The 23,498-nt window shown below is 61.3% G+C and carries 23 protein-coding genes; 8 read left to right on the top strand and 15 right to left on the bottom strand.

The features are described from left to right. Nucleotides 1-247: 247 nt before the first annotated feature. Genes AC07UR_RS23005 through AC07UR_RS22985 form a run of 5 tightly spaced genes read right to left on the bottom strand, consistent with a single transcriptional unit; the run spans nucleotide 248 to nucleotide 6,050 of the window. A complete protein-coding gene (locus AC07UR_RS23005) occupies nucleotides 248-1,438 on the bottom strand; it encodes a glycosyltransferase family 4 protein (RefSeq protein ID WP_209791228.1) in 1,191 nt (396 codons plus the stop codon). Next, nucleotides 1,435-2,679, bottom strand: coding sequence for an O-antigen ligase family protein (locus AC07UR_RS23000; protein WP_173419643.1), 1,245 nt, complete (start codon nucleotides 2,677-2,679; stop codon nucleotides 1,435-1,437). Before AC07UR_RS23000 ends, AC07UR_RS23005 begins: the two co-directional genes overlap by 4 nt. Further along, complete coding sequence (locus AC07UR_RS22995) at nucleotides 2,676-4,238, bottom strand: undecaprenyl-phosphate glucose phosphotransferase (RefSeq protein WP_173419644.1); 1,563 nt, start codon at nucleotides 4,236-4,238, stop codon at nucleotides 2,676-2,678. The genes AC07UR_RS23000 and AC07UR_RS22995 overlap by 4 nt, the downstream gene beginning before the upstream one ends. 58 nt (nucleotides 4,239-4,296) lie before the next feature. Continuing rightward, entirely contained in the window at nucleotides 4,297-5,469 is a 1,173-nt protein-coding gene (locus AC07UR_RS22990) for a glycosyltransferase family 4 protein (RefSeq protein ID WP_209791229.1), read from the bottom strand. Between the two features lie 5 nt (nucleotides 5,470-5,474). Beyond that, nucleotides 5,475-6,050, bottom strand: a complete 576-nt coding sequence (locus tag AC07UR_RS22985; RefSeq protein WP_173419646.1) for a polysaccharide biosynthesis/export family protein — start codon at nucleotides 6,048-6,050, stop codon at nucleotides 5,475-5,477. A 204-nt stretch (nucleotides 6,051-6,254) separates the two neighbouring features. Between AC07UR_RS22985 and AC07UR_RS22980 the strand changes: the two genes are divergently transcribed. Beyond that, a complete protein-coding gene (locus AC07UR_RS22980; RefSeq protein WP_209791230.1) occupies nucleotides 6,255-8,444 on the top strand; it encodes a GumC family protein in 2,190 nt (729 codons plus the stop codon). Nucleotides 8,445-8,499: 55 nt separating this feature from the next. On the opposite strand, the gene AC07UR_RS22975 is transcribed toward AC07UR_RS22980, so the two are convergent. From AC07UR_RS22975 to AC07UR_RS22965, 3 genes are all read right to left on the bottom strand, one after another. Then, complete coding sequence (locus AC07UR_RS22975) at nucleotides 8,500-9,747, bottom strand: GNAT family N-acetyltransferase (protein ID WP_209791295.1); 1,248 nt, start codon at nucleotides 9,745-9,747, stop codon at nucleotides 8,500-8,502. A gap of 138 nt (nucleotides 9,748-9,885) precedes the next feature. Continuing rightward, nucleotides 9,886-10,629 (bottom strand): metallophosphoesterase family protein, encoded by a 744-nt coding sequence (locus AC07UR_RS22970; protein WP_173419648.1) that lies wholly within the window; start codon nucleotides 10,627-10,629, stop codon nucleotides 9,886-9,888. 17 nt (nucleotides 10,630-10,646) lie between these two features. Further along, nucleotides 10,647-10,859 (bottom strand): DUF2842 domain-containing protein, encoded by a 213-nt coding sequence (locus AC07UR_RS22965; protein WP_025426549.1) that lies wholly within the window; start codon nucleotides 10,857-10,859, stop codon nucleotides 10,647-10,649. 164 nt (nucleotides 10,860-11,023) lie between these two features. On the opposite strand from AC07UR_RS22965, the gene AC07UR_RS22960 reads away from it, so the two are divergent. Next, on the top strand, nucleotides 11,024-12,127 hold the full coding sequence (locus AC07UR_RS22960) for a COX15/CtaA family protein (RefSeq protein ID WP_173419649.1): 1,104 nt from the start codon (nucleotides 11,024-11,026) through the stop codon (nucleotides 12,125-12,127). 71 nt (nucleotides 12,128-12,198) lie between these two features. Here the strand turns inward: AC07UR_RS22960 and argC are convergent, their stop codons facing one another. Beyond that, nucleotides 12,199-13,131 carry an N-acetyl-gamma-glutamyl-phosphate reductase gene (argC, locus tag AC07UR_RS22955; RefSeq protein ID WP_209791231.1) on the bottom strand — a complete coding sequence of 311 codons (933 nt, stop codon included), beginning with the start codon at nucleotides 13,129-13,131 and terminating at the stop codon, nucleotides 12,199-12,201. Between the two features lie 300 nt (nucleotides 13,132-13,431). Between argC and AC07UR_RS22950 the strand changes: the two genes are divergently transcribed. Beyond that, a complete protein-coding gene (locus AC07UR_RS22950; RefSeq protein ID WP_209791232.1) occupies nucleotides 13,432-15,117 on the top strand; it encodes a sulfatase-like hydrolase/transferase in 1,686 nt (561 codons plus the stop codon). A gap of 11 nt (nucleotides 15,118-15,128) precedes the next feature. Here AC07UR_RS22950 and speB read toward each other — a convergent pair whose 3' ends face one another. Together speB and AC07UR_RS22940 are read right to left on the bottom strand one after the other, a co-directional pair. Then, nucleotides 15,129-16,091, bottom strand: a complete 963-nt coding sequence (gene speB, locus AC07UR_RS22945; RefSeq protein WP_209791233.1) for an agmatinase — start codon at nucleotides 16,089-16,091, stop codon at nucleotides 15,129-15,131. Nucleotides 16,092-16,273: 182 nt separating this feature from the next. Continuing rightward, the gene (locus AC07UR_RS22940) at nucleotides 16,274-17,065 is read right to left on the bottom strand and encodes a phenylalanine 4-monooxygenase (protein ID WP_209791234.1); all 792 of its coding nucleotides are present in this window, start codon (nucleotides 17,063-17,065) and stop codon (nucleotides 16,274-16,276) included. 111 nt (nucleotides 17,066-17,176) lie between these two features. Here AC07UR_RS22940 and AC07UR_RS22935 point away from each other — a divergent pair, with 111 nt between their 5' ends. Then, a complete protein-coding gene (locus tag AC07UR_RS22935; RefSeq protein WP_209791235.1) occupies nucleotides 17,177-17,650 on the top strand; it encodes an Lrp/AsnC family transcriptional regulator in 474 nt (157 codons plus the stop codon). Between the two features lie 54 nt (nucleotides 17,651-17,704). Here AC07UR_RS22935 and rpsI read toward each other — a convergent pair whose 3' ends face one another. The 3 genes from rpsI to AC07UR_RS22920 form a co-directional block, all read right to left on the bottom strand. Then, nucleotides 17,705-18,172 (bottom strand): 30S ribosomal protein S9, encoded by a 468-nt coding sequence (gene rpsI, locus AC07UR_RS22930; protein WP_112809942.1) that lies wholly within the window; start codon nucleotides 18,170-18,172, stop codon nucleotides 17,705-17,707. After that, nucleotides 18,172-18,636, bottom strand: coding sequence for a 50S ribosomal protein L13 (rplM, locus tag AC07UR_RS22925; RefSeq protein WP_112809941.1), 465 nt, complete (start codon nucleotides 18,634-18,636; stop codon nucleotides 18,172-18,174). Before rplM ends, rpsI begins: the two co-directional genes overlap by 1 nt. A 225-nt stretch (nucleotides 18,637-18,861) precedes the next feature. Continuing rightward, complete coding sequence (locus AC07UR_RS22920; RefSeq protein ID WP_173419655.1) at nucleotides 18,862-19,293, bottom strand: PaaI family thioesterase; 432 nt, start codon at nucleotides 19,291-19,293, stop codon at nucleotides 18,862-18,864. A 169-nt stretch (nucleotides 19,294-19,462) separates the two neighbouring features. On the opposite strand from AC07UR_RS22920, the gene AC07UR_RS22915 reads away from it, so the two are divergent. Next, the gene (locus AC07UR_RS22915) at nucleotides 19,463-20,284 is read left to right on the top strand and encodes an enoyl-CoA hydratase (protein ID WP_209791236.1); all 822 of its coding nucleotides are present in this window, start codon (nucleotides 19,463-19,465) and stop codon (nucleotides 20,282-20,284) included. After that, a complete protein-coding gene (locus AC07UR_RS22910) occupies nucleotides 20,284-20,517 on the top strand; it encodes a methionyl-tRNA formyltransferase (RefSeq protein ID WP_209791237.1) in 234 nt (77 codons plus the stop codon). The genes AC07UR_RS22915 and AC07UR_RS22910 overlap by 1 nt, the downstream gene beginning before the upstream one ends. A 7-nt stretch (nucleotides 20,518-20,524) precedes the next feature. On the opposite strand, the gene AC07UR_RS22905 is transcribed toward AC07UR_RS22910, so the two are convergent. Then, nucleotides 20,525-21,361, bottom strand: coding sequence for an EamA family transporter (locus AC07UR_RS22905; protein ID WP_209791238.1), 837 nt, complete (start codon nucleotides 21,359-21,361; stop codon nucleotides 20,525-20,527). 184 nt (nucleotides 21,362-21,545) lie between these two features. Between AC07UR_RS22905 and AC07UR_RS22900 the strand changes: the two genes are divergently transcribed. Further along, complete coding sequence (locus AC07UR_RS22900) at nucleotides 21,546-21,974, top strand: CoA-binding protein (protein WP_209791239.1); 429 nt, start codon at nucleotides 21,546-21,548, stop codon at nucleotides 21,972-21,974. A 216-nt stretch (nucleotides 21,975-22,190) separates the two neighbouring features. Next, entirely contained in the window at nucleotides 22,191-23,474 is a 1,284-nt protein-coding gene (locus tag AC07UR_RS22895; protein ID WP_173419659.1) for an O-acetylhomoserine aminocarboxypropyltransferase, read from the top strand. Nucleotides 23,475-23,498: the final 24 nt, after the last annotated feature.

The following is a 23,498-nucleotide window of genomic DNA, read 5'->3' as shown; positions in this document are numbered from 1 at the left end:
CGAGATAGGCCCCTCTGGGGCCTTCTTTCATTTTGGGAGCATGTAATGCTCCAAGCGCAAAAATCCCGGCGACCAATCCCGAAATAATCCGCGCACTTACCCTGACTTTTTCCGTATCGCTTCGGTGTAAATGCCGCTCGATTGCATTCGCAGCGTCGTCTTCGACGATGTCGACGTCGCGGGGGCGCCCACGTCATCCGGCGCCCGCATCAGCCATCACAATATTGGATCATCTGTGTATTGATGCTCAAACGGTCGCCCGCACGCGCCGCCGTTCCGCCAGCTTCCAGTAGAGCATCTCGGTGCTGTCCAGCATCACATCGAGCGTGAAGCGGTCCTTGAGCATGCGGGCGGTGGCGGTCAGCTTTCCGAAGGTTTCCGGTTCAGCCGCAGCCACCATCGTTTTTGCAAGCTCCGAGACATCGTCGGTGTTCTGCACGATGAAGCCGTTGCGGCCGTTCTCGATTACGGTTCGGGCGCCGCCAATATCGGTGGCGATAATCGGTTTCCCGGCGGCCGCCCCCTCCAGCATGACATAGGACATCGCCTCGTAGCGGCTTGGCATGACCAGCACATCAAATGCAGGGCCCGCTTGCGGCCCGGTGAACGCGGATGTCAGGTGCAACCGGTTCTGAAGGCCGCTTTCGGAAATGGCCTGACGCAGAGAGCCCTCGATCTCGCCGGCGCCGACCATGACGAGGTGGCTGTTCTTCACCGATCCGGCGACGTGCCGGAAGGCCGCAAGGAGCCGCTCGGGGGCCTTTTGTGCGGTCAGGCGACCGATGAACCCGTAGACAAATGCATCCGGCGCAATGCCGAAGCTTGCACGGATGGTCGCTGCCATATCGGGTGAGGGCGGAGCGACGCCGTTGACGATCACCGACATCCGCTCATCCGGCATATGCAGCGACTGGGCGTGGCAAAGCTCGTCGTCTGAAACGCAGATGAGGTGATCGGTATAGAACCAGGCGAGACCCCATTCGATCGCACCGTAGATCAGCCTGCCGCCGCGCCCAAGCGTCGGGTCCAGCGTGCGGAAGGCATGCGGCGTGTAGATGCGCGGGACGTGGCGACCGGGCAAGCGCAGGCGCGTCAGCGCCCCGGCCTTGGAGCTGTGGCCGTGAACGATGTCGAACGGACCATGATGGCGCATGATCCGGCGCAGCGCCAGAAAGGCTGGGACGTCTGAGGGGCCCGGGGCACGTTTCATCTCGACGGCGTGGACCGCGGGCAGGCCGACGGTCTTGAGCTCGCGGACGAAACTTTCCTCGGCCCGCACCGGTGAATAGACCGCCTCGACATGATGGCCGCGCAGATGCATGCCGCGACAAAGATCGATGAAATGCCGGCCGGAACCGCCACCGCTTGGCTCGAGCACTTCGAGCACGCGCAAGGGCGCGGGAGAGGGGCGATTTGACAAGGGATATTCCATGTTCATGGCTGCCATCCGGTGCGCGCCTTCAGGCGGTGTCGATATTCGAGCGCGGCACAGCCCCAGACGATGCCGACAAGCATGTAGAAGTGGCGCCAGTGATCGGTGTCGATGACGTTGCCGACGCCGACATGGCCGATCAGCACCACCCAGGCGATCATGAGGTAGGTTTGCCAGGGCCGGTCGAGCAACAGGAAGCGAAAGCCGAGCGACAGCGTCCAGATGATCAGCGCCACATAGCTGACGAATCCGAGCCAGCCATAGGACGTCAACGACTTCAGCCAGACATTGTGTTCGTCCTCGGGGAAGATCGTGCTGAAGACCATCGGGCCGATGCCGAACGGCTTCTCCATCGACATCAGGAAACCGATTCGGTGACGGTCGAAGCGGCCGAGATGGCCGCCGTCATAGTCCTGTACGAGCTGCGAGCGGCTGGAAAAGAGCGTGGCAACCTGCTCCGATTGCAGGGCCGCCAGCAATGCGCCCACGACGAACAGTCCGCCCACCAGCGCAATGACCAGGATGCGCAGGCGAAATAGACCGTTGCGCTCCTTCAGCAACATCACGAAAATGAATGCGACGACGCAGAACAGGTTCAGCGCCCAGGCGGCGCGCGAGAACGACAGGAACACGCCCAGCGCCAGGATAAGCAGGGCTGCGATCTTCGGCGGTGCCCTGTGCACGGGCTGGGTCAACAATCCGTGGATCAGGTAAAGCGACGGGACAGCCAGAAACGGACCGAAGACGTTCGGATCCTGAAATGCGCCTTTCGCACGATCATAGAGCGTGAAATTCTCCGCCCCGGGAATTGCGCCGAAATACCCGAAGATGCCGAGCAGGGCAGTCAGGACGGCGGCGGCGACCCAGGCGTTGAAAATGAGCGGGAGGCGTTGATGACGTTCCTCGATGATCGCTGCGAAGAAGACGGACGACAGCGCCAGAAAGCCGGAGACCGCCATGTACATCGGCCCCTTGGTCAGGTCGACCATCGTCATTAGCGACAGGATTCCGCCGATCATGAACAGGGTGAGCAGTGTCAGCAATGGTGCCACAAAACGCGAGATCTTCAGGCCGAAGAGCGCCCAAAGGCCGATGAGTACCACAAGGAACAGCTCGTAGGGCGCCGGTTCGGCGATTACGAAACCCGACAGGAACACAGCAAGCGCAACCAGCCACGAACCGAACAGGGAAAGTGCTGCGAGTTGCGGACGGAAGACGACCGGCTGTGATGTGTCGACAGTGCTCAATAGGCATTTTCCGTGTTGAGTAGCCGGAACGGTGTCAGGAACAGGATCCTCAGGTCGAAGAGCAGCGACCAGTTCTCGATGTAGTGAAGATCGAAGGCGGTGCGCAGGCGGATCTTGTCGTCGTTGTCGATCTCGCCGCGCCAGCCGTTGATCTGTGCCCAGCCGGTAACCCCGGGCTTGACGCGGTGGCGAGCAAAATAGCCTTCGACGACATCGGAATAGGTACGGTTCTGCGTCTGTGCCAGCACGGCGTGCGGACGCGGGCCGACGAGCGAAAGCTCGCCCTTGAGCACGTTGAAGATCTGCGGCAGTTCGTCGATCGACGACTTGCGGATGAAGCGCCCGACTGCGGTGACACGGGGGTCGCCTTTCGTCACGGCGTTGCGGGCGGTCGGATCGCTCAAATGCGTGTACATCGAGCGGAACTTGTAAACCTCGATGGTCTCGTTGTTGAAGCCGTGGCGCTTCTGCTTGAAGATGATGGGGCCGGGCGAGGTGGTTTTGACCGCAATCGCAGCGCCCAGCATGACCGGCCACAACAATACCAGGGCGACGACGCTGAAGAAGATGTCGAAGCCACGTTTGGCAACGGAATCCCAATCGGCGATCGGTTTGTCGAAGATATCGAGCATCGGCACTTCGCCGACATGGGAATAGCTGCGCGGGCGGAAGCGAAGGTTGTTGGCATGCGCTGCCAGGCGGATATCGACCGGCAGGATCCAGAGCTTTTTCAACAGCTGCAGGATGCGTTTTTCAGCGGTCAGCGGCAGCGAGATGATCAACATGTCGATGCGCGCCAGGCGCGCGAACTCGACCAGTTCGTCGACGGTTCCAAGCTTTGGATAGCCGGCGATGACATTCGGAGACCGGCGTTCGTCGCGGTCGTCGAAGATGCCGCAGATCCTGATGTCGTTGTCGGTCTGGTGTTCGAGCGTGCGGATCAGGTCCTTGGCCGGCTGGCCGCCACCGACGACGACGGCACGACGCTCCATCGTGCCGTTGCGGGCCCAGTGTCGGATGGAATAGGCGATGAAGGCCCGTTCCGCGACGAGGAAGACCGCACCGGCGACGAACCAGCCGCCAAACCACACACGCGAATACTGGTGACCGGACTTGAGGAAGAAGAGGGCGACGGCAATGCCGCCAAACGCGATTGCCCAGGACGCGAGGATGCGTGGCGTGAACCGCAGCCAGGCGCGAAGGGCGGGGACCTGGTAGGTGTCGGCGAGCTGCATGGCGGCAACGGCGAGCGCGGAACCGCCAACGAGGATCGCAAGATACAGCGGCAACTGATCGAAGCCCGGCTGCACATAAAGCGCATTGATGGCGTAACCGATGGCGAAAAGCGCACAGAACTCGAACAGCCGCATCAGCCCCATGATCATCGCCGGCGAATAGGTATCGGCGCTGAACTGTTCGGCAATCTGCCGGGCCAGGGGGTTGAGCTCGGTAGACGTCTCGCCGCCGGCCATTTCGTCCGGCGCACGGGTGCGGATTTCCGATATCTTCTTGCGAAGCGCTTCCGGGTCGAAGGCTTCCGACCGCTTAAACTCGTTCATGGCTTCCTTCCGGCACTGAAGTCCTCAGCCGGGATAGCAGAAAGCCACTAAGAAACGCTTACGTTGCAGCCTTCGGAGGGGCCTGGGCCGTTTGGTTTCGGCACAAATCCCCATAGAGCCGCAGCGCCTCGGCCGTCATGACCGAGGCGGCGAACCGGGACTTGAATGTCTTTGGAGCAGGCATGACGCGGGCTGACCAGTCCTTCTCGACGACTGCCGAAGCCATGATCGTGGCAAGTGACTGCGCATCTGCCGGGTTCGCCAGGGCGGCGCTGCGTTCGCCGAGGATTTCCGGTATGCCGCCGACCCGACTGGCGATCACCGGCTTTTGCGCCGCCAATGCTTCGAGGACAATGTAGGGCATCGATTCCGCCCGGGACGGAATGACGATGTTCCGCGCCAGCGCAAAGGCTTCGCGGGCGTTCATGGCAGGGCGCATGGCGATCCGCCTCCCCAGTCCCTGCTCAAGCGTCAAGTCGCGATACTTCTGCTGCTGTGGGCCATCGCCGACCATCAGGGCCGAAAGCGGGCGGCCGACGATCCGTTCGGTGCGGGCGAAGGCGTCCACAAACAGATCGGGACCCTTGAGGTCCCGCATCATGCCGATATAGAGGAAATCGACCGCGTCCGGGCACGCCTCTATGGCCTCGAATTCGCGATCGTCGATGCCATTGTAGATCAGTTCGTAGCGCGCGCGTGGTTTTCCGACCTTGGTAAGATAGGTCTGGCGTTCGAAATCGCAGACGAAGACCAGGGCGTCGGTCAAGCGTTCCTGAAGGCGTTCCAGCGGGAAGACCATTCTCCCGGCGAATGATTTAGGGTTGTAGTGGAGACTGCCGCCGTGAGGCGAATAGAGGCGGGCTACGCGATACCTGTTCACCCGCAAGGCTGAACCGATGAGGCGGGCGATGGCGCCACCCTTGGCGCCGTGCCCATGCAGCACATCCGGTTGCAAACTTCTGATTTCCTTGTAGCAGCGCCAGAGCGCGGCAAAGTCCATTGGGCCAACCGAACGATGGATCGGCATGCGCACGAGACCCAATGCCAGATAGGGCCGGATTTCGTCGAAAAGTGAATCCTCGTAGGCTCCACCGGTCGTGCTGTCGCAGAGGATGCCGACCTGGTGCCCGGCTGCCGCATGCGCCTCTGCCAGATCACGCACATGTCGGAATATTCCGCCAACAGGCGATCTGAAGCAGTGAATGATGCGCAAGGGGTGCTGCGGCTGCATCGAGATCAGAACAGCCGTTCGCGAATGTAAATCGTATCGCCGGCCAGCACGGCATCGGTGATGGGCACGCGGCCGGTGATGATGCGGCCGTTGATCTTGCGCGTGACGTCGGCGCTCGCCTGGTTGGCGCGCGGGGAGAAGCCGCCGGCAACCGCGATCGCGTTCTGCACCGTCATTCCCGGCACATAGGCATACTGCCCAGCCTGGCCGACTTCGCCCATGATAAAGACCGAACGATAGCGATCGACCTCGATGGTGACATCGGGGTCGCGCAGATAGCCTTGCTTCAACTTCGCTGCGATCATGCCTTCGAGTTCGGGCAGTGTGTGGCCACGGGAGGCGACTGTGCCGATCAGCGGGAAGGCAACGTAGCCCGCCTGATCGACCGTATAGGTACCGCTGAGGCCCGCCTGCTCAAAGACGTTGATGCGTAGCCGGTCGCCGCTGTCCAGCCGGTAGGGCTGGATCGTTGCCTCGCTGAACGCCTTGGGTGCCGGCTGGTAGCTTGTGCAGCCGCCGAGCAACATCGACAGTGCTGCCACCGCAATAGCGAGACCCGTCTTCATACCTGCGGTTGACATACTGCTCTTGGGCTCCGGAAACGACCACCTCTTTCGTCGTTATCGATCTGTTAGGGTTAATAGCTGGTAAACTCGAAGTAGAATTTTCAACGGGACTGGCCCGCTCGAAGGGGGGCAATCGCCCAGAGGTTGAGCGACCATTAACCCTTGCGTTACCATGTTCATTTACCCTCCAGCGAAATTATAAGGTTCGGAGCCATAAGCATGTCGGGAAACGGCAGCGGACAACAGGATGTGGATATCGATCTCGGCGGGCTGTTCCGCGCCGTGTGGGATCGACGCGTCAAGGTATTGCTCGCCACGGCGTGTGTTGCAGCCCTCGCTTTCGGCGCCGCAAAGATGATTGCGCCGGACTTTCAAAGCGAGACACGCGTCCTCATCGAATCACGGGAACCGGAATTCAGCGGCTCGAACCAGAATGCGCAGACCGGGTCAGACCGCGTCTTCGACGAATCCGGCATCTTGAGCCAGGTTCAGGTGCTGCGCTCGGCCGACCTGATCAAGCAGGTTGCGCGAAACATGAAGCTGTACGAGCTGAAGGAGTTTGATCCTTCGGCCGATCCTTCGGCGGTTTCCGATCTGATGGTCATGCTTGGCTTGAGGAAGAACCCGTTGGAAATGCCGCCGGAAGAGCGGGTGCTGAAAGAGTTCACGTCGAAGCTGCAGGTCTATCAGGTGGAGAAATCGCGTGTGATCGCGATCGCCTTTACGTCGAAGGATCGACAGCTGGCGGCCGCGATCCCGAACGAGATGGCCAAGGTCTTCCTGTCGGTGCAAAGTGGTGCAAAGCTTGACACCAATTCCGAGGCAAGCCGCTGGCTGGAGCCGGAAATCGCCAATCTGCGCGAGAAGGTGAGGGAGGCCGAAGCTAAGGTCGCGGCCTATCGTTCGTCTTCCGATCTGCTGCCGACCGGCGAGACCACGAATTTTGCCACCCGGCAACTCACCGACATATCGACCGAGCTGACCCGTGTGCGCGGCGAGCGGGCCAATGCCGAGGCGCGCGCCGAGGGCGTGCGGGCGGCACTGGCGAGTGGCCGCGACGCGGACACCATTGCAGACGTCGTCAGTTCACCGATGATCCAGCGCCTCAAGGAGACTGAGGCGAACCTGCAGGGGCAGGTGGCCGACCTTTCGACGACGCTGCTGGACGGCCATCCACGACTGAAGGCACTGAAATCGCAGGTCGAGGGCATCAGGGCGCAAATCCGCTCGGAAACGCGTAAAATCCTCAGCAGCCTTGAAAATGAAGCGCAGGTCGGCGCGTTGCGCGAGCAGCAATTGACCCAGCAGTTGAACGCGCTCAAGGCAGAATCGGCTCAGGCCGGCGAGGAAGAGGTGGGCCTGCGCGCGCTTGAGCGCGAAGCAACTGCCCAGCGGCAGCTGCTTGAGACTTATCTGGCACGTTACCGCGAAGCGACATCGCGCACGGTCGAGAATGCAACGCCCGCCGATGCTCGCGTCATTTCGAGTGCGGTGGTTCCCACGGGCGCCAGCTTCCCCAAAGTGATGCCCATCACCATCGTTGCGGCCCTTGCGACCTTTCTTTTGAGCTGCATCATCATCATGCTTGGGGAGCTTTTCAGCGGCCGCGCGTTGCGGCCGGTGTCGGCCGGCACCGAGCGGCGGCCAGCTCCCTCGAGACCGGCAATCGCCGCTGTCGCTGCGGCGGATGCCGGCGACGACAAGCCGGTAATATCGTCTGAGTTGAACGATGCCATCGATCTGCCGCCTCTTGTGCCGCTTGTTGCAGCCGAAGCGGAGGATGTCGTGAAGGCGCCAGACGGCGAGACGGCCGAACCGGACTTCTCGATCGAAGCGGTTGCCGATCACCTGCGGGAAAACGAAGTTCGGATCGCAATCTCGGTTTCACCGGGCGGCGACGAAGGATCGACGGCGACGGTCATGCTGGCGCGCCTGATCGCCGAAGAAGAACGAAAGGTCGTGCTGATCGACCTGACGGGTTCCGCCTGCCCGACCCGCCTGATGGCACGCTCGGCGCAACTCCCCGGTATCACCAATCTGCTCGCGGGCGAGGTTCCATTCACCGAAACCATCCATGCCGACCGATTCTCCGATGCGCATATCATTCCGCAAGGGGATGCCGATCCGCGAACGGCGATGCGCGGCATCGAGCGGCTGCAGATGATCATCGATGCGTTGACCAATGCCTATGATCTGGTTTTGGTCGAGTGCGGACCGGCCGACGAGGGAGCCGTCGACAAGATTGCCCGTCGTGGCGATGCTGAGATCATCCTGTCGGCACCGTCGGTCAGCGATGAACGGATCGTCGAAGTCCTGACCGGTTTCGGCGAGGCAGGCTATCGCGACATCGTGCTGATGACCGGGCGCGGTGAAACGGGCCCGGACTATACCGATCGCGATGCGGCATGAGCAGGCACGGCGCCGTCTTCAAATTGAGAATTGAGCGTCGCGCGGTCGGTGCCGCCTAAGCGCTATCGGCGTCGGTAGTCCGTCGGTCGGTGTGTGTTTTGCGGCTGCGCGCGCGCTGGAGGAAGGCATAGACGGCCTTGTTCGCCTTGATCGTCGCCTTTGCCCGCACCACGGCCCGGTGATAACAGGCAGCCAGGCGACCGCGCAGCGTCAGCGGCAAGACGATATCCCTGAGCGGCGTTTCAATGGTGCACCACGAGCGCTTATAGGGCTGGTCGCCGACCCCGAAGTCGAAGAGTGTCACATCCTTTCCGCAGAGCCTCTCGATCATTCTATAGAACAGAAGCTCACCAGGACTGGCATCGCCCGCCAGTTCCTCGTCGATCGAGCCGAATTGGCATATGACATGGTCGGCCTTTCGCGAAAGACCGGCGACAGCGACGATACGCCCCCCATGTTCACCCCTCAGGCGGATGGCATTGAGTTCGAGCAACTCGTCGTCGGCGACGCTACGGCGGCCGGCGATCGCATGAAAGAATGCGCGTGTCCGATGATCATGGAAAACGTCGGGAAGACCGAGGGCTGCAAACCGGACCGCCTTCTGACGGAAGAAGACGTCGAGCAACTCCTCTGCGTGTTGCGGGCTCTCGGCAATCACGTAGTCATAGCCCCCGAGCGCGTCCAGCCGCCGCTCTGAAATCCGCATTTTCTTGCGCCGGCGCTTTGCATTCACCTGGGCGAGCGTTTTTTCAAAACTCGAAAGCAGCGGCAATTGAAACGAGGCGTTCTGGTGCTTGACGCCGGGCAGGCGTGCCAGCGGGCTTGCGGTTCCGCGCCAGTCGTGCGGTGTCTTTTCGAGCGTCACGAGGTCGACCTTGTGGCGCAGGTGGTGATGGAGTGCACGCGTCAACAGATCGGCAAACTCGGCCGAGGAAATGGGCAGTGCGTCCGTTGCAAAAAGCCCGGTGTTGAGATTGCTGTGCAGTGCACCGATCAGCCGAGCCGTGTTGAACAGGCGACCAGACACGATCTCCAGCGGCAGGATGAAGAGCAATTCGCCATCGAAGGTGCCGCGAATGATCAGCAGTTCACTGTCATGGACTTGCGCCCAGGCGACGCACCAGTCGTAACTCTGATGTAGAGAATTGAGTGCATGGGCATCGAGTGAGCGCCATTCCTGCTCCAGCGATTCCACCGTATCGTGGACGGAAATCTCGAACCGGCTCACGGCGGCGTCGGACCTTGACGCAGCTTTTGCGCCTCGCTGGCCCGATCGGCCTATGGTGAGTTCAGTGTTCAACATCGGCAAAGCCGTCCGGATGCGGGTTTCTGCTGCCATTGAACTGACACTCCGCTACGATCCGCTTAATACCTCAAATATCGCCGGTTCCCACGGGCAACAACCGGAGAATGCAGTTAGCAAAGCGTGAAGTCAGTGCGGCTAAGCGCCGAGAAAACCCGATGCAAGGGCCTCTGCCCATTCCGGACGGTCTCGCTGCGCCGCCAGCCTCGACATCGCCTGGTGGTCATAAGGGACCGTGCGGAACGTCGTGCTCCAATTGTCGCCGGAACGCTCGATGATGGCGTAGCGCGCATCCGGTGAGCCGACCTCGACCTTGTGGGCGACCGGGTGATCGTCAGTGTAGCCTGGGCAGCCGACACTGCCGGGGTTGACCACGAGCCGTCCGTCCGCAAGGCGGATCGCCCGGGGAATGTGCGTGTGGCCGCAGAGAATGACGGGCTGCGTGATGCCTGTCGCGAAGGCTTCGATGGCGCTGCGTGCCGCCTGATGGACGACGCCCTCCGCCGTCAATGCTTCGAGCCAGTAGGTTTCGTCGCTCCCTGGCGTGCCATGGCAAAGAAAGAGCGCATCGCGATAGATGCGGGTGGCCGGCAATGTCGCCAGCCATTCGATATGCCGAGGCTGCAATTCCGCGTGGGCGGCGCGGTCGGACAGCCCCATGTCGGCGGGGTCGAGCGTCAGAAGGTATCGGTCATGATTTCCGGATATCGACGGGATGTCGCGCGCCATCAGGATATCGGCAGTGCGGGCGGCGTTGAGCGGCCCGCTGACGTGATCGCCGAGATTGACGATGTCGGTGATGCCCAACGCGTCAATATCCGCAAGCACCGCCTCAAGCGCGAGGTCGTTGCCATGGATATCGGAAATGATCGCAACCTTCATCGGCGTTCCCTTAAGGCTCAGCGGTCCTTCGCCGGCTTTTCCATCCACTTGATGATCAGCATGGCCGGCAGCACCCAAAGCAGGCCGGTAAAGAAGAAGTACATCAGATGCACCCACCACGGGGCGGCACCGAGCAGCAACGAAGCGAAAGTCACCGCGGCGAGCGCATAGACGATGACGAGGATGATGATCAGGATCGTGCCGATCAGCTTTCTGAGACGTACGGGCATTTCATTTCTTTCAAAGGGTGCGATATCCGGCCGCGACGGCATGCCGCAAAGGGTTCGGCCTTGTTTTGCATGCCGCTCTGGTGCAAATCAACGGCTTTCCGGCAGGCGCGGCGATGAACCGCCCGATCCCCTGCCGCCAACCCCGCGATACCAGAGGGAAAACCATGGCAGGCGTCGAATTGGCGACAGAACAGATGCTTCGAAGCGAGATCGGCAGGGCCGATCGCAACCGCCGGCAGATCCGCGGCTGGCTGGTCGTCGTTCTCTTCACGCTGTTTGCGCTCGTGCTTGTCGGTGGCGCAACCCGTCTGACGGAATCCGGCCTGTCGATCACCGAATGGAAGCCGATCCACGGCGTCATCCCACCGCTGACGGCTGAGGAGTGGGAAGAAGAGTTTCAGCTCTACCAGCGCATTCCGCAATATCAGCAGGTCAACAAGGGCATGACCGTCGGCGAGTTCAAGACGATTTTCTGGTGGGAATGGGCGCATCGGCTGCTGGCCCGCACGATCGGCGTGATTTTTGCTGTTCCGCTCGCCTTCTTCTGGTTCACCGGTCGGGTCGAACGCCGCCTGCGGTGGCCGCTGCTCGGGATTCTGGCGCTTGGCGGCTTCCAGGGGTTCATCGGCTGGTGGATGGTATCCTCTGGCCTAGTGGAGCGAACCGAAGTCAGCCAGTATCGCCTCGCAACCCACCTCGTCATCGCCTGCCTGATCTTTGCCGCCTGCATGTGGATCCAGCGCGGGCTTTGTCCGCATTCAGGCGACGCCGCGCCGACAGATCGCTCGCGTAAGATGGCAGCGATCATCGCTATCATGAGCCTGTTTCAGATTTATCTCGGCGCGCTGGTGGCCGGCCTTGATGCGGGTTTCAGCTACAATACCTGGCCGCTGATGGATGGCGCGCTGATCCCGTCCGATCTGTTCCTGCAGCATCCCTGGTGGATCAACGTCTTCGAGAACCCGAAGACCGTGCAGTTCATCCATCGGATCGGCGCTTACGTGCTCTTCGCACTGGCGCTGATGCACGTGATCGCCTCGGTGAAGGCCGCCCCTCAGTCCACCCACGCGCGCCGGTCGGTGTTGCTGTTCGTGCTCATCGGCATTCAGGCGGTGATCGGTATCACCACGCTGTTGCTACAGGTGCCGGTCGGCTGGGGCGTCCTGCATCAGGGCGGGGCGCTTGTCGTGCTCGGATTTGCCATTGCCCATTGGCGCGGTTTTATCGGCGAATATCCGAAGCCGACGGCCATCGAGCTGCGCAGCTAAAGCCTGCCACATCAATAAAAAGAGCCCGGCAAACGTCTCGCCGGGCTTTTTGTTTGTGACGCTGCCGCCGATCAGGCCGACAGCATCAAATCCATGTTCTGGACGGCCGCACCTGAGGCGCCCTTGCCGAGGTTGTCGAGCAGGGCGACCAGGTTCACGTGGGTTCCGCCCGGCGCGCCGAACACGAACAGCTTCATCGTGTCTGCGCCGGCGAGCTCCGTCGCATCGATACGCCCGAGCTTCTCACTGGCGGCAAGCGGGACGACCTCGACGATCGACTGCCCGGCATAATGCTCGACCAATGCGGAATGAATGCTCTCGATCGTCGCGCCGGAGGCGAGATCGTCGAGATAGAGCGGGACTTGCACGATCATGCCCTGCGGGAATTTGCCGACTGAAGGTGCAAAGACCGGAGCGCGATCGAGCAGCCCGTGCATCTTCATTTCGGGCACGTGCTTGTGCTTGAGCGTCAGGCCGTAGAGGAAATGCGGCGCGCTGATGTGGTCCGGGTTCGCCTCGTCCTCCATCTGCGCGATCATCTGCTTGCCGCCGCCGGTGTAGCCGGAAACGGCGTTGACCGTCACCGGGTAGCCATCGGGCAGGATGCCGGCCTGGCGCAGCGGCCGGATGACGCCGATGGCGCCTGTCGGGTAGCAGCCGGGATTGGCAACATGGCGGGCGTCGCGGATCTTGGCCGGCTGCGCGCTGTCCATCTCCGCAAAGCCATAGGCCCAGTCCGGTGCGATCCGATGGGCGGTCGAGGTATCGATGACGCGCACCCGGTTGTTGCCCGAGACCATGGAAACGGCCTCGCGTGAGGCGTCGTCCGGCAGGCACAGGATGGCGATGTCGGCATTGTTCAGAAGATCTTCACGCATCGCGGCGTTGCGTCGCTCGGCTTCCGGTATCGACAGGAGTTCGAGATCGCTGCGGCCGGCCATGCGGGTGCGGATCTGCAACCCGGTGGTGCCGTGTTCGCCATCGATGAAGATCTTCGGTTTCATGATTTTCCCGTTCTTCCAGAAGGTTACGAGTCATTGCGGAATCAATCTGACACAGATTTGATTCAGTTTCTCAACGCACCGTTCGAGCGTCGAGCGCCCGACCGGTGGCGCGGTCGTGTTCATATATAAGCAGCGGCCGGAGCCCGCAACCGTGCAGCCGGTGCTCGCGGCGGATTGGTGGCGCGGCGGCGCGCTTTGCGCCCTTAACCATGACTTGCGATTTGCAACCTAAAGGTTGCCTTCTGCCCGGAAATTCCGCATCTGAAGAGTTGTCATAAAACTGTCATGGGGAAGCGGCAGGTGAAGAGCGTTATGGAGAAGTCTGGGCGCGTGCTCAGGCACCCGCTGCCTATCGCGCTGGCGTTTCTCGCGCTGCTGCAAGCCTTGCACTACTTCGATACGCGCTGGCGGTTCGTGCCCTTCCTCGTCACGGTGACGCTGGCGATCGCCGCATTGCTGTTCCTGTTGTCGCGTCGGCCGGCTTTTTCGCTTTGGGCTGCGGGCCTGACGGTCTTGCTGATTGCGGCGATGTCGGAGGTCAAGTTCCGCCTCAAGGGCTTTTCCCTTCACGTCTTCGATTTCGCCTTCACCGGCCTCGATCGATCCGCGCTCTCCTTTCTCGTCGGTTCCTATTTCCATCTTCTGATCGCTGGCATCGCGGCGCTGATCGCAGCGCTCGTGTTCCTGATCATGGCATTTCGCTGCGATCGTCCGTCGGGACGCTCTTTTGGCGTTCGCGCCGGCCTGCTTTTCGCCATGGCCGCCGGCGTCTTCGTTCTCTATCCCGACAAGAAGGATGAACCGGACTACGTCCATTACATCTCCGGCTACGACGCCTCGTCTTTTTTTGTCTCGATCGGCGATCTCGAATTTCCGCTCGGGCGTATCGTACTTGCCGATCGGCTTGAAAATGTCGAGGCGAAGGGCAGCCTTCGCGATGACATCAGCTGCGACGTGGCCGCGAGCAAACCCGACCTTTTTGTCGTGCTCAGCGAGAGCCAGACGAGCCCCAGCTACTTCCCGCAGGTGAACGTTCCGGAATGGATGAGCGCGTCGTTCCAGTCGCAGGACGGCCAGGTGCACCCCCTGCAGGTCGAGACGTTCGGCGGCGGCACATGGGTCACGAACTTTTCCGTCATGACAGGATTATCCGGTGCGGACTTTGGCTGGCAAAGCCCCTATGTCACGCAAATCCTCGAGGGCAGGGTGAAGACGAGCCTGCCAAGTCTGTTGGCGCGATGCGGTTATCGCACCGTCGCGGTGATGCCGATGCAGGCGAGTTTCGTCAACGAGGGGCCATTCCTGACGTCGATCGGTTTTCAGGAGATCGTCGACTTCGACGCGATGAAGCCGAAATCGCATTTCGTGCGCGACAGCTTCTATTTCGATGCTGTCGAACGGATCGTTCGACAGCATCGCGAGAAGGATCGGCGTCCGTTGTTCATTGCCATGCAGACGCTTTTTCCGCACGGGCCCTATGATATGAACCTTGTGCCGGCGGACGCGTTACCGGGCAAGGCTCTCGCCCCTGACGCCGAACCCAACGAGTACCTGCGCCGTGTGGCGCTCGCAAAGCAAGATCTTCAGGATTTTCGCAGCAAGCGCCAGCGGGCGCCTGGCCCCAATGGCACTGTCGTTCTCGATTTCGGCGATCACCAAGCAGTTGCCACCAAGGACTATCTGCTGGCTGATGCGCCCGCAGGCAATGTCTTTGCCGACCTCAGATCGCTCGCCTACAAGACCTACTATTCGGTTTACGCCTACGGGCGCGAGATCGATATGCGGCCTTTTGCCAAGCCGCTGGATGTCGGCTTCCTCTCGGCAAGCCTGATCGAGGCCGCCGGCCTGCCGACTTCGCCGACATTTAAGGCGCTGGCGCGCCTGCGTGATGCCTGCGGCGGATACTACCACACCTGCCCGGACCGCTCGCTCGTCGACCAGCATCTTCGCCAACGCCAGAATGCGGGACTGCTCAATCTCGATTGATGGCCGTGCGATCAGCGCAGCGTCGAGCGCTCCGCCAGCTTTTCGGCATGCAGGCCAAGCATGTACATGGCGACGGTGGCACCGGCGATGGCGGTGATATCGGCGTGGTCATAGGCGGGTGCGACTTCGACCACATCGCTGCCGACGACCGTCAGTGCACCCAGCTTGCGCAGAACCGAAAGCATCTTTGAGCTGGACGGCCCGCCGGCAACGGGCGTGCCGGTGCCGGGCGCATAGGCCGGGTCGAGGCAATCGATGTCAAACGTCAGATAGGCCTTGCGTTCCCCGACCTGCTGGATGATGGCGTCTGCAATGTCTGCGACACTCATTTCCTCGATGTCGTAGCCATAGAGAATGCGGATACCGCAATCCTCCGGCGCATGGGTGCGAATACCGATCTGGATCGAAGCGTCGGTGTCGATGAGGCCAGCGCGCGCTGCACGGCCGACAAAGGAGCCATGATCGATGCGGCCGCGTTCGTCCGGCCAGGTGTCCTGATGCGCGTCGAACTGGACGAGGGCGAGGGGGCCGTGGATCGCAGCGTGCGCCTTGAGGATCGGATAGGTGACGAAATGGTCGCCGCCCAGTGTCTGGAGATAGGCGCCGCTCTTCAGGATCTTTGCCGTTTCACGCTCGATCGTTGCCGGTGTTTTCGAGTGGTTGCCGTAATCGAGCAGGCAGTCGCCGTAGTCGATGGTCGCCATCTCGGCGAAGAGATCGCGCTCGAACGGGTACTGCGGATCGTTGTCGAAGATCGCCGATGCGCGGCGGATCGCCTGCGGCCCGAAGCGGGCACCGGGACGGTTTGAGGTGGCGGCGTCAAAGGGGATGCCCCAGACGACGGCATCGACGTCTTTCAGCTGCTTTGAATATTTTCTTCGCATGAAGGAGAGAATGCCGGCATGCGTCGGGTCCGATGCCGCCGAAGTCAGTGAGCGCGCCGTCAGCGCGTGATCGATCGTCCTGTTCGCCATATCCCGTCTCCCGTGTATGGCGAGACGTTGGACAATCGTCGCCGGCAAGGCAAGTCCCTGCCGGCGAATTCTCTTGCGCACCCCTTTAGATCGATTCCGATCAAAGGATAAATTATGCAGTATATTCATGGCGTTACAGCGCCGTCTGTGCATCATGTTTGACGCGTGGCGCTGTAATGCGGTCAAGACGCCTTGGCTTCGTAGGTCGGCGCGAAGTCGCCAAGCGCCTTGGCCTCGTTGATCCGCGCGCCGATATCCTCCTCGATGATCGCCTCGAGCTGGGCGAAGCTGTCGATGACATAATAGATCGGTTGCACGATATCGATGCGGTACGGCGTGCGCAGCACGGACATCAGGTCAAACGGGCGGAATTCGCTCGTCGATGGCTCCATGGCCGTGCGGGTCTCGTTCGGCGACGACACGATGCCGGCACCGAAGCAGCGCCGTCCTTGCGGCGTGTTGATCAGGCCGAACTCCACGGTGAACCAGAAGATCCGGAACATGTGCCAGGAATAGCCCTTGCCGAGGGCTACGGCCTTTTCGCCGAAGCGGCGGACGAAATGGGCGTAGCTCTGGTTGGTCAGGAGCGGGCAGTGGCCGAACACTTCGTGGAAGATATCGGGCTCTTCGATGTAGTCGATATGTTCGCGCCGGCGGATGAAGGTCGCGAGCGGAAACTTGCCCTCTGACAGAAGCTCGTAGAACCGCGAGGGCGGGATCAGCGCCGGTACGCCTTCGACGCCGAAGCCGGTGGTTTCCTGCAGGCGGCGGTTGACCTCCTGCAACTGCGGTACGCGGTCCGGGCCAAGACCGAGCTTGCGTGCACCCTCCAGATATTCGTCGCAGGCCTTGTCGGCGAGCAGCTTCATCTGCCGCTGGTAAAGCTCGCCCCAGATCGCGTCCTCTTCGGGCGTGTAATGATAGCTGCCGTCCGGCTCGGGTAGTTTCGCGGTGTAGCTGCTTTCTTTCGGCATGACGTCTCCTCTTCGCCAAAACACCAAGTTGTTGCAATTGTATCGCGAATGGAGCGAGTATTTGTTTCACAGTTGCCGGTGGAGGACGCTGTTGCGGGAGGAAATTTCGGAATGTCATCGGATTTGAAGGAAACTTCCCAACCGTTGCGTAAGCTGCTGCGGCTGATTCAGGCCGATAGCGGCCAGTCCCTGTCGGAACTCGCGGAACGGGCGGGCATGTCGCAAAGCTCAACCTGGCGGCGGCTTCAGGAGCTTGAGGCCGACGGGGTGATCCGCAAGCGGGTGGCGCTGCTGGATCCGTCAAAACTCGATCTGAAACTGTGCATCATTGCCCACGTGACGCTGGAGGATCATCACGACGAGGCGATTGCCGCCTTCTCGGCGGTCGTGCGCGACCGGCCGGAGATCATGGAGTGCTACGCGCTGTCGGGCACCTTCGACTACATGCTGAAGATCCGGGCAAACGACGTCGACAGCTACGACGCCTTCATGACGCGCTACCTGATGCGCAATCCGCATGTGCGCACGGTGGTGTCGAGCTTCGTGCTGCGCGAACTGAAATCGACGACGGAATTGCCGATCTGAAACGAAAAAAGGCCGGGCGAACCCGGCCTTCCAAGATGCAGTGTCTTCCAGCGATTAACGCTTGGAGAACTGGAACGAACGACGGGCCTTGGCCTTGCCGTACTTCTTACGTTCAACGACACGGCTGTCGCGGGTCAGGAAGCCGCCCTTCTTCAGGACCGAGCGCAGGCCCGGTTCGAAGTAGGTGAGCGCCTTGGAGATGCCGTGACGAACGGCACCGGCCTGGCCGGAGAGACCGCCACCGGCGACCGTCGCGTCGATGTCGAACTGGCCGTCACGGGCAGCTGCGACGATCGGCTGCTGCAGGATCATCTGCAGAACCGGACGAGCGAAGTAGTCGAGGTACGGCTTGCCGTTGATGGTGATCTTGCCCGAGCCGGGCTTGACCCATACGCGGGCAACAGCGTTCTTACGCTTGCCGGTCGCATAGGAGCGGCCCTGAGCGTCGACCTTCTTGACGTGAACCGGAGCTGCCGGTTCCGCAGTCGTGGCGATTTCCTTGAGAGCGGAAAGGTCGGCCATTAGGCGCTCCTTGTGTTCTTGCTGTTCAGCTTGGCGACGTCGAGGACGGCCGGCTGCTGTGCTTCATGCGGGTGGTTCGAGCCTGCGTATACGCGCAGGTTCTTCATCTGGCGACGGCCGAGCGGGCCGCGCGGAACCATGCGCTCGACGGCCTTCTCGAGGACGCGCTCCGGGAAGCGGCCTTCGATGATCTGGCGCGCAGTGCGCTCCTTGATGCCGCCGGGGTAGCCGGTGTGCCAGTAGTACTTCTTGTCGGTGTACTTCTTGCCCGTGAGCACGGCCTTCTCGGCGTTGATCACGATGACGTTGTCGCCATCGTCAACATGCGGCGTGAAGGTGGCTTTGTGCTTGCCGCGCAGGCGGTTCGCGATGATGGAAGCGAGGCGACCGACAACGAGGCCTTCGGCGTCGATGATGATCCACTTCTTCTCCACCTCTGCAGGCTTCTGAACGAAGGTTCCCATAACAAAACTCTTTCTCTGGACCCGAGCGGCGAACCGCTGGGCGTTTCTTGTTGCTTGGTTTTGGCTGAATTTCAGCCAAAAGAAGAAAGCGGCCCGAAGGGGACCGCGATCTGAGGGAGCTTATACGCAAGCGCGAAATGGGCGTCAACAACAGCGATTTCGTCGCTGTGAAATAATGTGAAGTAAAAACAATGTGTTATACTTGTGGTATTTCGATACCTCAAATTAACGCGGCGGAATCGAATAGGTCGCCGTCGCATGGGCCACGAGATCGTCGCTGCCGACCATGGCGATCGACGCATCGAGAACGGCCAATCTCTTGCCGAGCTTGAGAATGCGGCAGGTGCATTCGAGTGGCCGCGGATCCGGCTTGCGCAGAAAATTGATGTTGAGACTGGTGGTGACAGCCAGCGCCACCGGCCCGATATGGGCGATCAGGGCGATATAGGCGGAAACGTCCGCCAGCGCGAAAAGCGTTGGGCCCGAGACGGTGCCGCCCGGCCGGATATGACGTTCGTTCGGATCGAGCCGCATCGTCGCAAATCCGGGGCCGGTGTCAGTGACATGGAAGACCTTGCCGTCGGTGTGGACCTGCGGGAAGTCAGTATCGAGAAACCGGTTCAGCTCCTCTACTGTCATGATGGGCTGGATCGTCATCGGCAGGTTTCCTTTGTGCAAGCTTTCGCGCCAAGTGAAGCCGGTATGCTCTTTTGCGCAAGGCGGAAAAAGGTCTTAGGCGCGGTGGTGATCGCTGACTTGAAAGCACGCAGGCGGCGGCGTACCACGTACCGATCGATTGAATGAGACAGGACAGCAGGAGAAGAGCATGGCGGACGTTGTTTCATTTCGGAAGGAAGAGCCAAGCGGATTGCTGCAGCGTGAGGTCTCGGGGCCGGTGCTCCGGCTGACGCTCAACAATCCGCCCGCCAACGTGCTTTCGATCGAGCTTATGGAAGCCCTGCACACGGCGCTCGACGCCGTTGCCCATTCCAAGGACATCCGCGTCGTCGTGCTCTCGGCGTCCGGCAAGCTGTTTTCTGCGGGCCATGACCTCAAGGAAATGACCGCGCACAGGGCCGATGCCGACGGGGGCAGGGCATTCTTCGAAACGACGATCCGCCTGGCAGCAGACCTGATGATGAAGATCACACGGTTGCCCCAGGCAGTCCTCGCCGAGATCGACGGTCTCGCGACGGCGGCGGGCTGCCAACTGGTTGCCAGCTGCGATCTGGCGATCTGCACCGACAGCTCCACCTTCTGCACGCCGGGCGTCAATATCGGCCTGTTCTGCTCGACGCCGATGGTGGCGCTGTCGCGTGCATCCCACCGCAAGCAGGCGATGGAGATGCTTTTGACCGGCGAGACGATCGACGCATCGACCGCCAAGGATTTCGGCCTCGTCAATCGCATCGTGCCGCAACAGTATCTTCGCCAGGTCGTCGACAAGTACGCGGCCGTCATCGCCTCGAAATCGCCGCAGGCATTGAAGATCGGCAAGGAAGCCTTCTATCGCCAGGCCGAAATGAGCCTTCCCGAGGCCTATGATTACGCCGTCGGCGTTATGGTCGAAAACATGCTGGCGGGCGACGCCGAAAACGGCATCGGTGCTTTCCTCGGTAAACGCATGCCGGAGTGGAAGGTAGATTAATGGCCCGAATAACAAAATTTGAGCGTGGTGAAATCAGCCGGTTTCAACTCCATGACGAAGTGGATGCGAAGCTGTTCGTCCAAGATTTCGATGGACGCCGCCTAATGCAGATTTCCACTTACGGCAGGGATAGTCGTCAGGATGTTGGCAAGCTCAGTCAGACGTTCCAAGTGGACGAACGAGCAGCACGGGAACTTTTCGAGATCCTGAAAAGCGAGTTTGGTTTCAAGTAAATCTTGCCTATGCCAGTTTCAGGAGAAGCGCGCCGAGCGCGATGACGCAGGCCGCCGCAATGCGCCAGATGCTGACGCGTTCTTTCAGAAACACCACCGAGATGACGACGGCGAACAGGATCGAGGTTTCGCGCAGGGCGGCGACGGAAGCGACCGGCGCCTTCGTCATCGCCCACAGTGCCAGACCGTAGGCACCAATGGAGCCGGCGCCGCCGATGAGGCCGCGCCACCAGTTCTTGTAGACGTGGCGGGCGACCGGTTTGATGCCGCGTCGGGCAAAGGCCCAGGTAAACAGAAGGACCGGCGGAAGCAGCGCCATCCACAGCGTGTAGGAAATGGCGTTGCCCGAAACGCGGGCGCCGATGCCGTCGACAAAGGTATAGCAGGCGATCACGCAGGCATTGAGCAATGCCAATATTATCGCGTGTTTGCCGCCCTTTCGCGATTCGAACGCGAGCGTGAGAACGCCGACGCTGATCGTCAGCACGCCTGCCATGGCGCCGGTCGTCAGCTGCTCACCGATGATGAGACTGCTGGTGGAGGCGACGATCAACGGAGCGACGCCGCGCATCAATGGATAGACGAGGCCGATATCGCCGGCACGGTAGGAAGCTGCAACCAGCTGGAAATAGGCAAACTGGAAGAGCGCCGACACCAGGATGTACGGCCATGCTTCTGGCTGCGGCAGAGGCAGGAACGGCAGGAAGGGGATCGCGACGGCGGCCGCGCCGAGCGCGATCATGGCCGCATCGAGCGATTTTTCCGAGCCCGCCTTGACCAGGGCATTCCAGGTCGCGTGCAACAGCGCCCCGAAAAGGACGAGTGCAATGACATCAAGGGGCAAGATGAAACCTCGGACGATGGTGTAGGCCGTTGCCAGCCTTGTCGCGCCACTGTACGGGAAAAGCAACCGGAAACTGGCAGGAGTGCGGCGTGGGCAGCGTCGCCGCTGCCATCGGGCGTTCGATTGACAGGCGCCACCACCGTGCAAACGATGCACGCGTTAACAGATGAGTTCGGATCAGACCATGAACCACGACGCCTACCCGGATTATTACCTTGCCGATATCCTGCGCTCGGCCAAGACGATCGCCCTCGTCGGCGCGTCGCCGAACGCCGAGCGGCCGAGCCACCGCGTCATGGCGTTCCTTCTGCGCAAGGGCTATCGCGTCATCCCGATCAATCCCGGCCATGTCGGCAAGACAATTCTTGATCAGCCGGTCGTGGGCAGGCTCGCCGACATCCAGGAGCCGATCGACATGGTCGATGTCTTCCGCGCCGCCGATGCCCTGCCGGCGCTCGTCGACGAAATCCTGGCTCTTGAGACCTTGCCGAAGGTGATCTGGGGGCAGCTGTCGGTGAGGCATGACGCTGCCGCCACCAAGGCGGAGGCCGCCGGCATCAAGGTCGTGATGGATCGCTGTCCGGCAATGGAATACCCGCGCCTGATCGGTTGACGCGGTATCGGCTGCAGCGATGTTTCGCTCAACCGTCAGTTTTGAAAAAATCTTTCTTTGACCATGCGTGGCAGCTCTGGGATAGTGCCGCCGCTCCAGAGCACCGAGCCGAAAGTCCGAGCGGATCTTCGACGCGCACTGTGCCTGGAATCAAAGCGATAGGGTACCTTTGGCACCTCCACGGGAGGTGCGGCGCCCTGGTCATGGGAGGGATGAATGACGAAAGACAATCCTGGTTTCAGCACGCTCGCAATCCACGCCGGAGCGCAACCAGATCCGACGACGGGCGCCCGGGCGACGCCGATCTACCAGACGACCAGTTTCGTCTTCAACGACACCGACCATGCGGCGGCACTCTTTGGCCTGCAACAGTTCGGTAATATCTATACCCGCATCATGAACCCGACGCAGGCGGTTCTGGAAGAGCGCCTCGCAGCGCTTGAAGGCGGCACCGCGGCACTGGCTGTCGCCTCCGGTCATGCGGCCCAGCTTCTCGTCTTCCACACGATAATGAGCCCCGGCGACAATTTCGTCGCCGCAAACCGACTTTACGGTGGCTCGGTCAACCAGTTCGGCCATGCCTTCAAGTCCTTCGACTGGCAGGTGCGCTGGGCGGATCCGAGCGACCCCTCGAGCTTTGAAGCCAAAATCGACGCGCGCACCAAGGCGATCTTCATCGAGAGCCTCGCCAATCCGGGCGGCACCTTCGTCGACATCGCCGCGATCGCCGAGGTCGCCCACAAGCATGGCCTGCCGCTGATCGTCGACAACACCATGGCGACACCTTACCTCCTGCGCCCGCTGGAGCACGGTGCCGATATCGTCGTGCATTCGCTGACGAAGTTCATCGGCGGCCACGGCAATTCGATGGGCGGCGTCATTGTCGACGGCGGCACATTCGACTGGTCGAAGTCCGGCAAGTACCCGATGCTGTCGGAGCCGCGGCCGGAATATGCCGGCGTCGTGCTGCACCAGGTGTTCGGCAATTTCGCTTTTGCGATTGCCGCGCGTGTTCTCGGTCTTCGCGATTTCGGCCCGGCGATCTCGCCGTTCAACGCCTTCATGATCCTGACCGGCGTCGAGACGCTGCCGCTGCGCATGCAGCGCCATTGCGACAACGCACTGGCTGTTGCCAAGTGGCTGAAGGGCCACGACAAGGTTTCTTGGGTCAACTATGCCGGGCTTGAAGACGATCCGAACAACGCGCTGCAGAAGCGTTACGCCCCGAAGGGTGCCGGCGCCGTCTTTACCTTCGGCCTCAAGGACGGTTACGAGGCAGGAAAGCGCTTCGTCGAGGGGCTCGAGATGTTCTCGCACCTCGCCAATATCGGCGACACCCGATCGCTGGTCATCCATCCGGCCTCGACCACCCACCGCCAGCTGACACCTGAACAGCAGGTTGCGGCAGGGGCAGGCCCCGACGTCGTGCGTCTGTCTGTTGGTATCGAGGATGTTTCCGACATCATCGCCGATCTCGAGCAGTCGCTCGGAAAGATCTGAGACTGACATCAAAATGAGGGGACG

Source organism: Ensifer sp. GW821-FHT05G01, from assembly GCF_059419585.1.
Note: the sequence above shows the minus strand (reverse complement) of the source record. Positions and strands in the feature narration are given on the sequence as shown.

What these genes read in the sequence shown, in the direction of transcription:
- AC07UR_RS23005 (WP_209791228.1), bottom strand. Translation starts at nt 1,438, where the DNA reads ATGAACATGGAATATCCCTTGTCAAATCGCCCCTCTCCCGCGCCCTTG.
- rplM (WP_112809941.1), bottom strand. Translation starts at nt 18,636, where the DNA reads ATGGGAACCTTCGTTCAGAAGCCTGCAGAGGTGGAGAAGAAGTGGATC.
- AC07UR_RS22910 (WP_209791237.1), top strand. Translation starts at nt 20,284, where the DNA reads ATGGCCCGAATAACAAAATTTGAGCGTGGTGAAATCAGCCGGTTTCAA.
- AC07UR_RS22895 (WP_173419659.1), top strand. Translation starts at nt 22,191, where the DNA reads ATGACGAAAGACAATCCTGGTTTCAGCACGCTCGCAATCCACGCCGGA.
- AC07UR_RS22935 (WP_209791235.1), top strand. Translation starts at nt 17,177, where the DNA reads ATGTCATCGGATTTGAAGGAAACTTCCCAACCGTTGCGTAAGCTGCTG.
- AC07UR_RS22900 (WP_209791239.1), top strand. Translation starts at nt 21,546, where the DNA reads ATGAACCACGACGCCTACCCGGATTATTACCTTGCCGATATCCTGCGC.
- AC07UR_RS22995 (WP_173419644.1), bottom strand. Translation starts at nt 4,238, where the DNA reads ATGAACGAGTTTAAGCGGTCGGAAGCCTTCGACCCGGAAGCGCTTCGC.
- AC07UR_RS22940 (WP_209791234.1), bottom strand. Translation starts at nt 17,065, where the DNA reads ATGCCGAAAGAAAGCAGCTACACCGCGAAACTACCCGAGCCGGACGGC.
- AC07UR_RS22980 (WP_209791230.1), top strand. Translation starts at nt 6,255, where the DNA reads ATGTCGGGAAACGGCAGCGGACAACAGGATGTGGATATCGATCTCGGC.
- argC (WP_209791231.1), bottom strand. Translation starts at nt 13,131, where the DNA reads ATGAAACCGAAGATCTTCATCGATGGCGAACACGGCACCACCGGGTTG.
- AC07UR_RS22990 (WP_209791229.1), bottom strand. Translation starts at nt 5,469, where the DNA reads ATGCAGCCGCAGCACCCCTTGCGCATCATTCACTGCTTCAGATCGCCT.
- AC07UR_RS22965 (WP_025426549.1), bottom strand. Translation starts at nt 10,859, where the DNA reads ATGCCCGTACGTCTCAGAAAGCTGATCGGCACGATCCTGATCATCATC.
- AC07UR_RS22920 (WP_173419655.1), bottom strand. Translation starts at nt 19,293, where the DNA reads ATGACGATCCAGCCCATCATGACAGTAGAGGAGCTGAACCGGTTTCTC.
- speB (WP_209791233.1), bottom strand. Translation starts at nt 16,091, where the DNA reads ATGGCGAACAGGACGATCGATCACGCGCTGACGGCGCGCTCACTGACT.
- AC07UR_RS22970 (WP_173419648.1), bottom strand. Translation starts at nt 10,629, where the DNA reads ATGAAGGTTGCGATCATTTCCGATATCCATGGCAACGACCTCGCGCTT.
- AC07UR_RS22985 (WP_173419646.1), bottom strand. Translation starts at nt 6,050, where the DNA reads ATGTCAACCGCAGGTATGAAGACGGGTCTCGCTATTGCGGTGGCAGCA.
- AC07UR_RS22960 (WP_173419649.1), top strand. Translation starts at nt 11,024, where the DNA reads ATGGCAGGCGTCGAATTGGCGACAGAACAGATGCTTCGAAGCGAGATC.
- AC07UR_RS22915 (WP_209791236.1), top strand. Translation starts at nt 19,463, where the DNA reads ATGGCGGACGTTGTTTCATTTCGGAAGGAAGAGCCAAGCGGATTGCTG.
- AC07UR_RS22975 (WP_209791295.1), bottom strand. Translation starts at nt 9,747, where the DNA reads ATGTTGAACACTGAACTCACCATAGGCCGATCGGGCCAGCGAGGCGCA.
- rpsI (WP_112809942.1), bottom strand. Translation starts at nt 18,172, where the DNA reads ATGGCCGACCTTTCCGCTCTCAAGGAAATCGCCACGACTGCGGAACCG.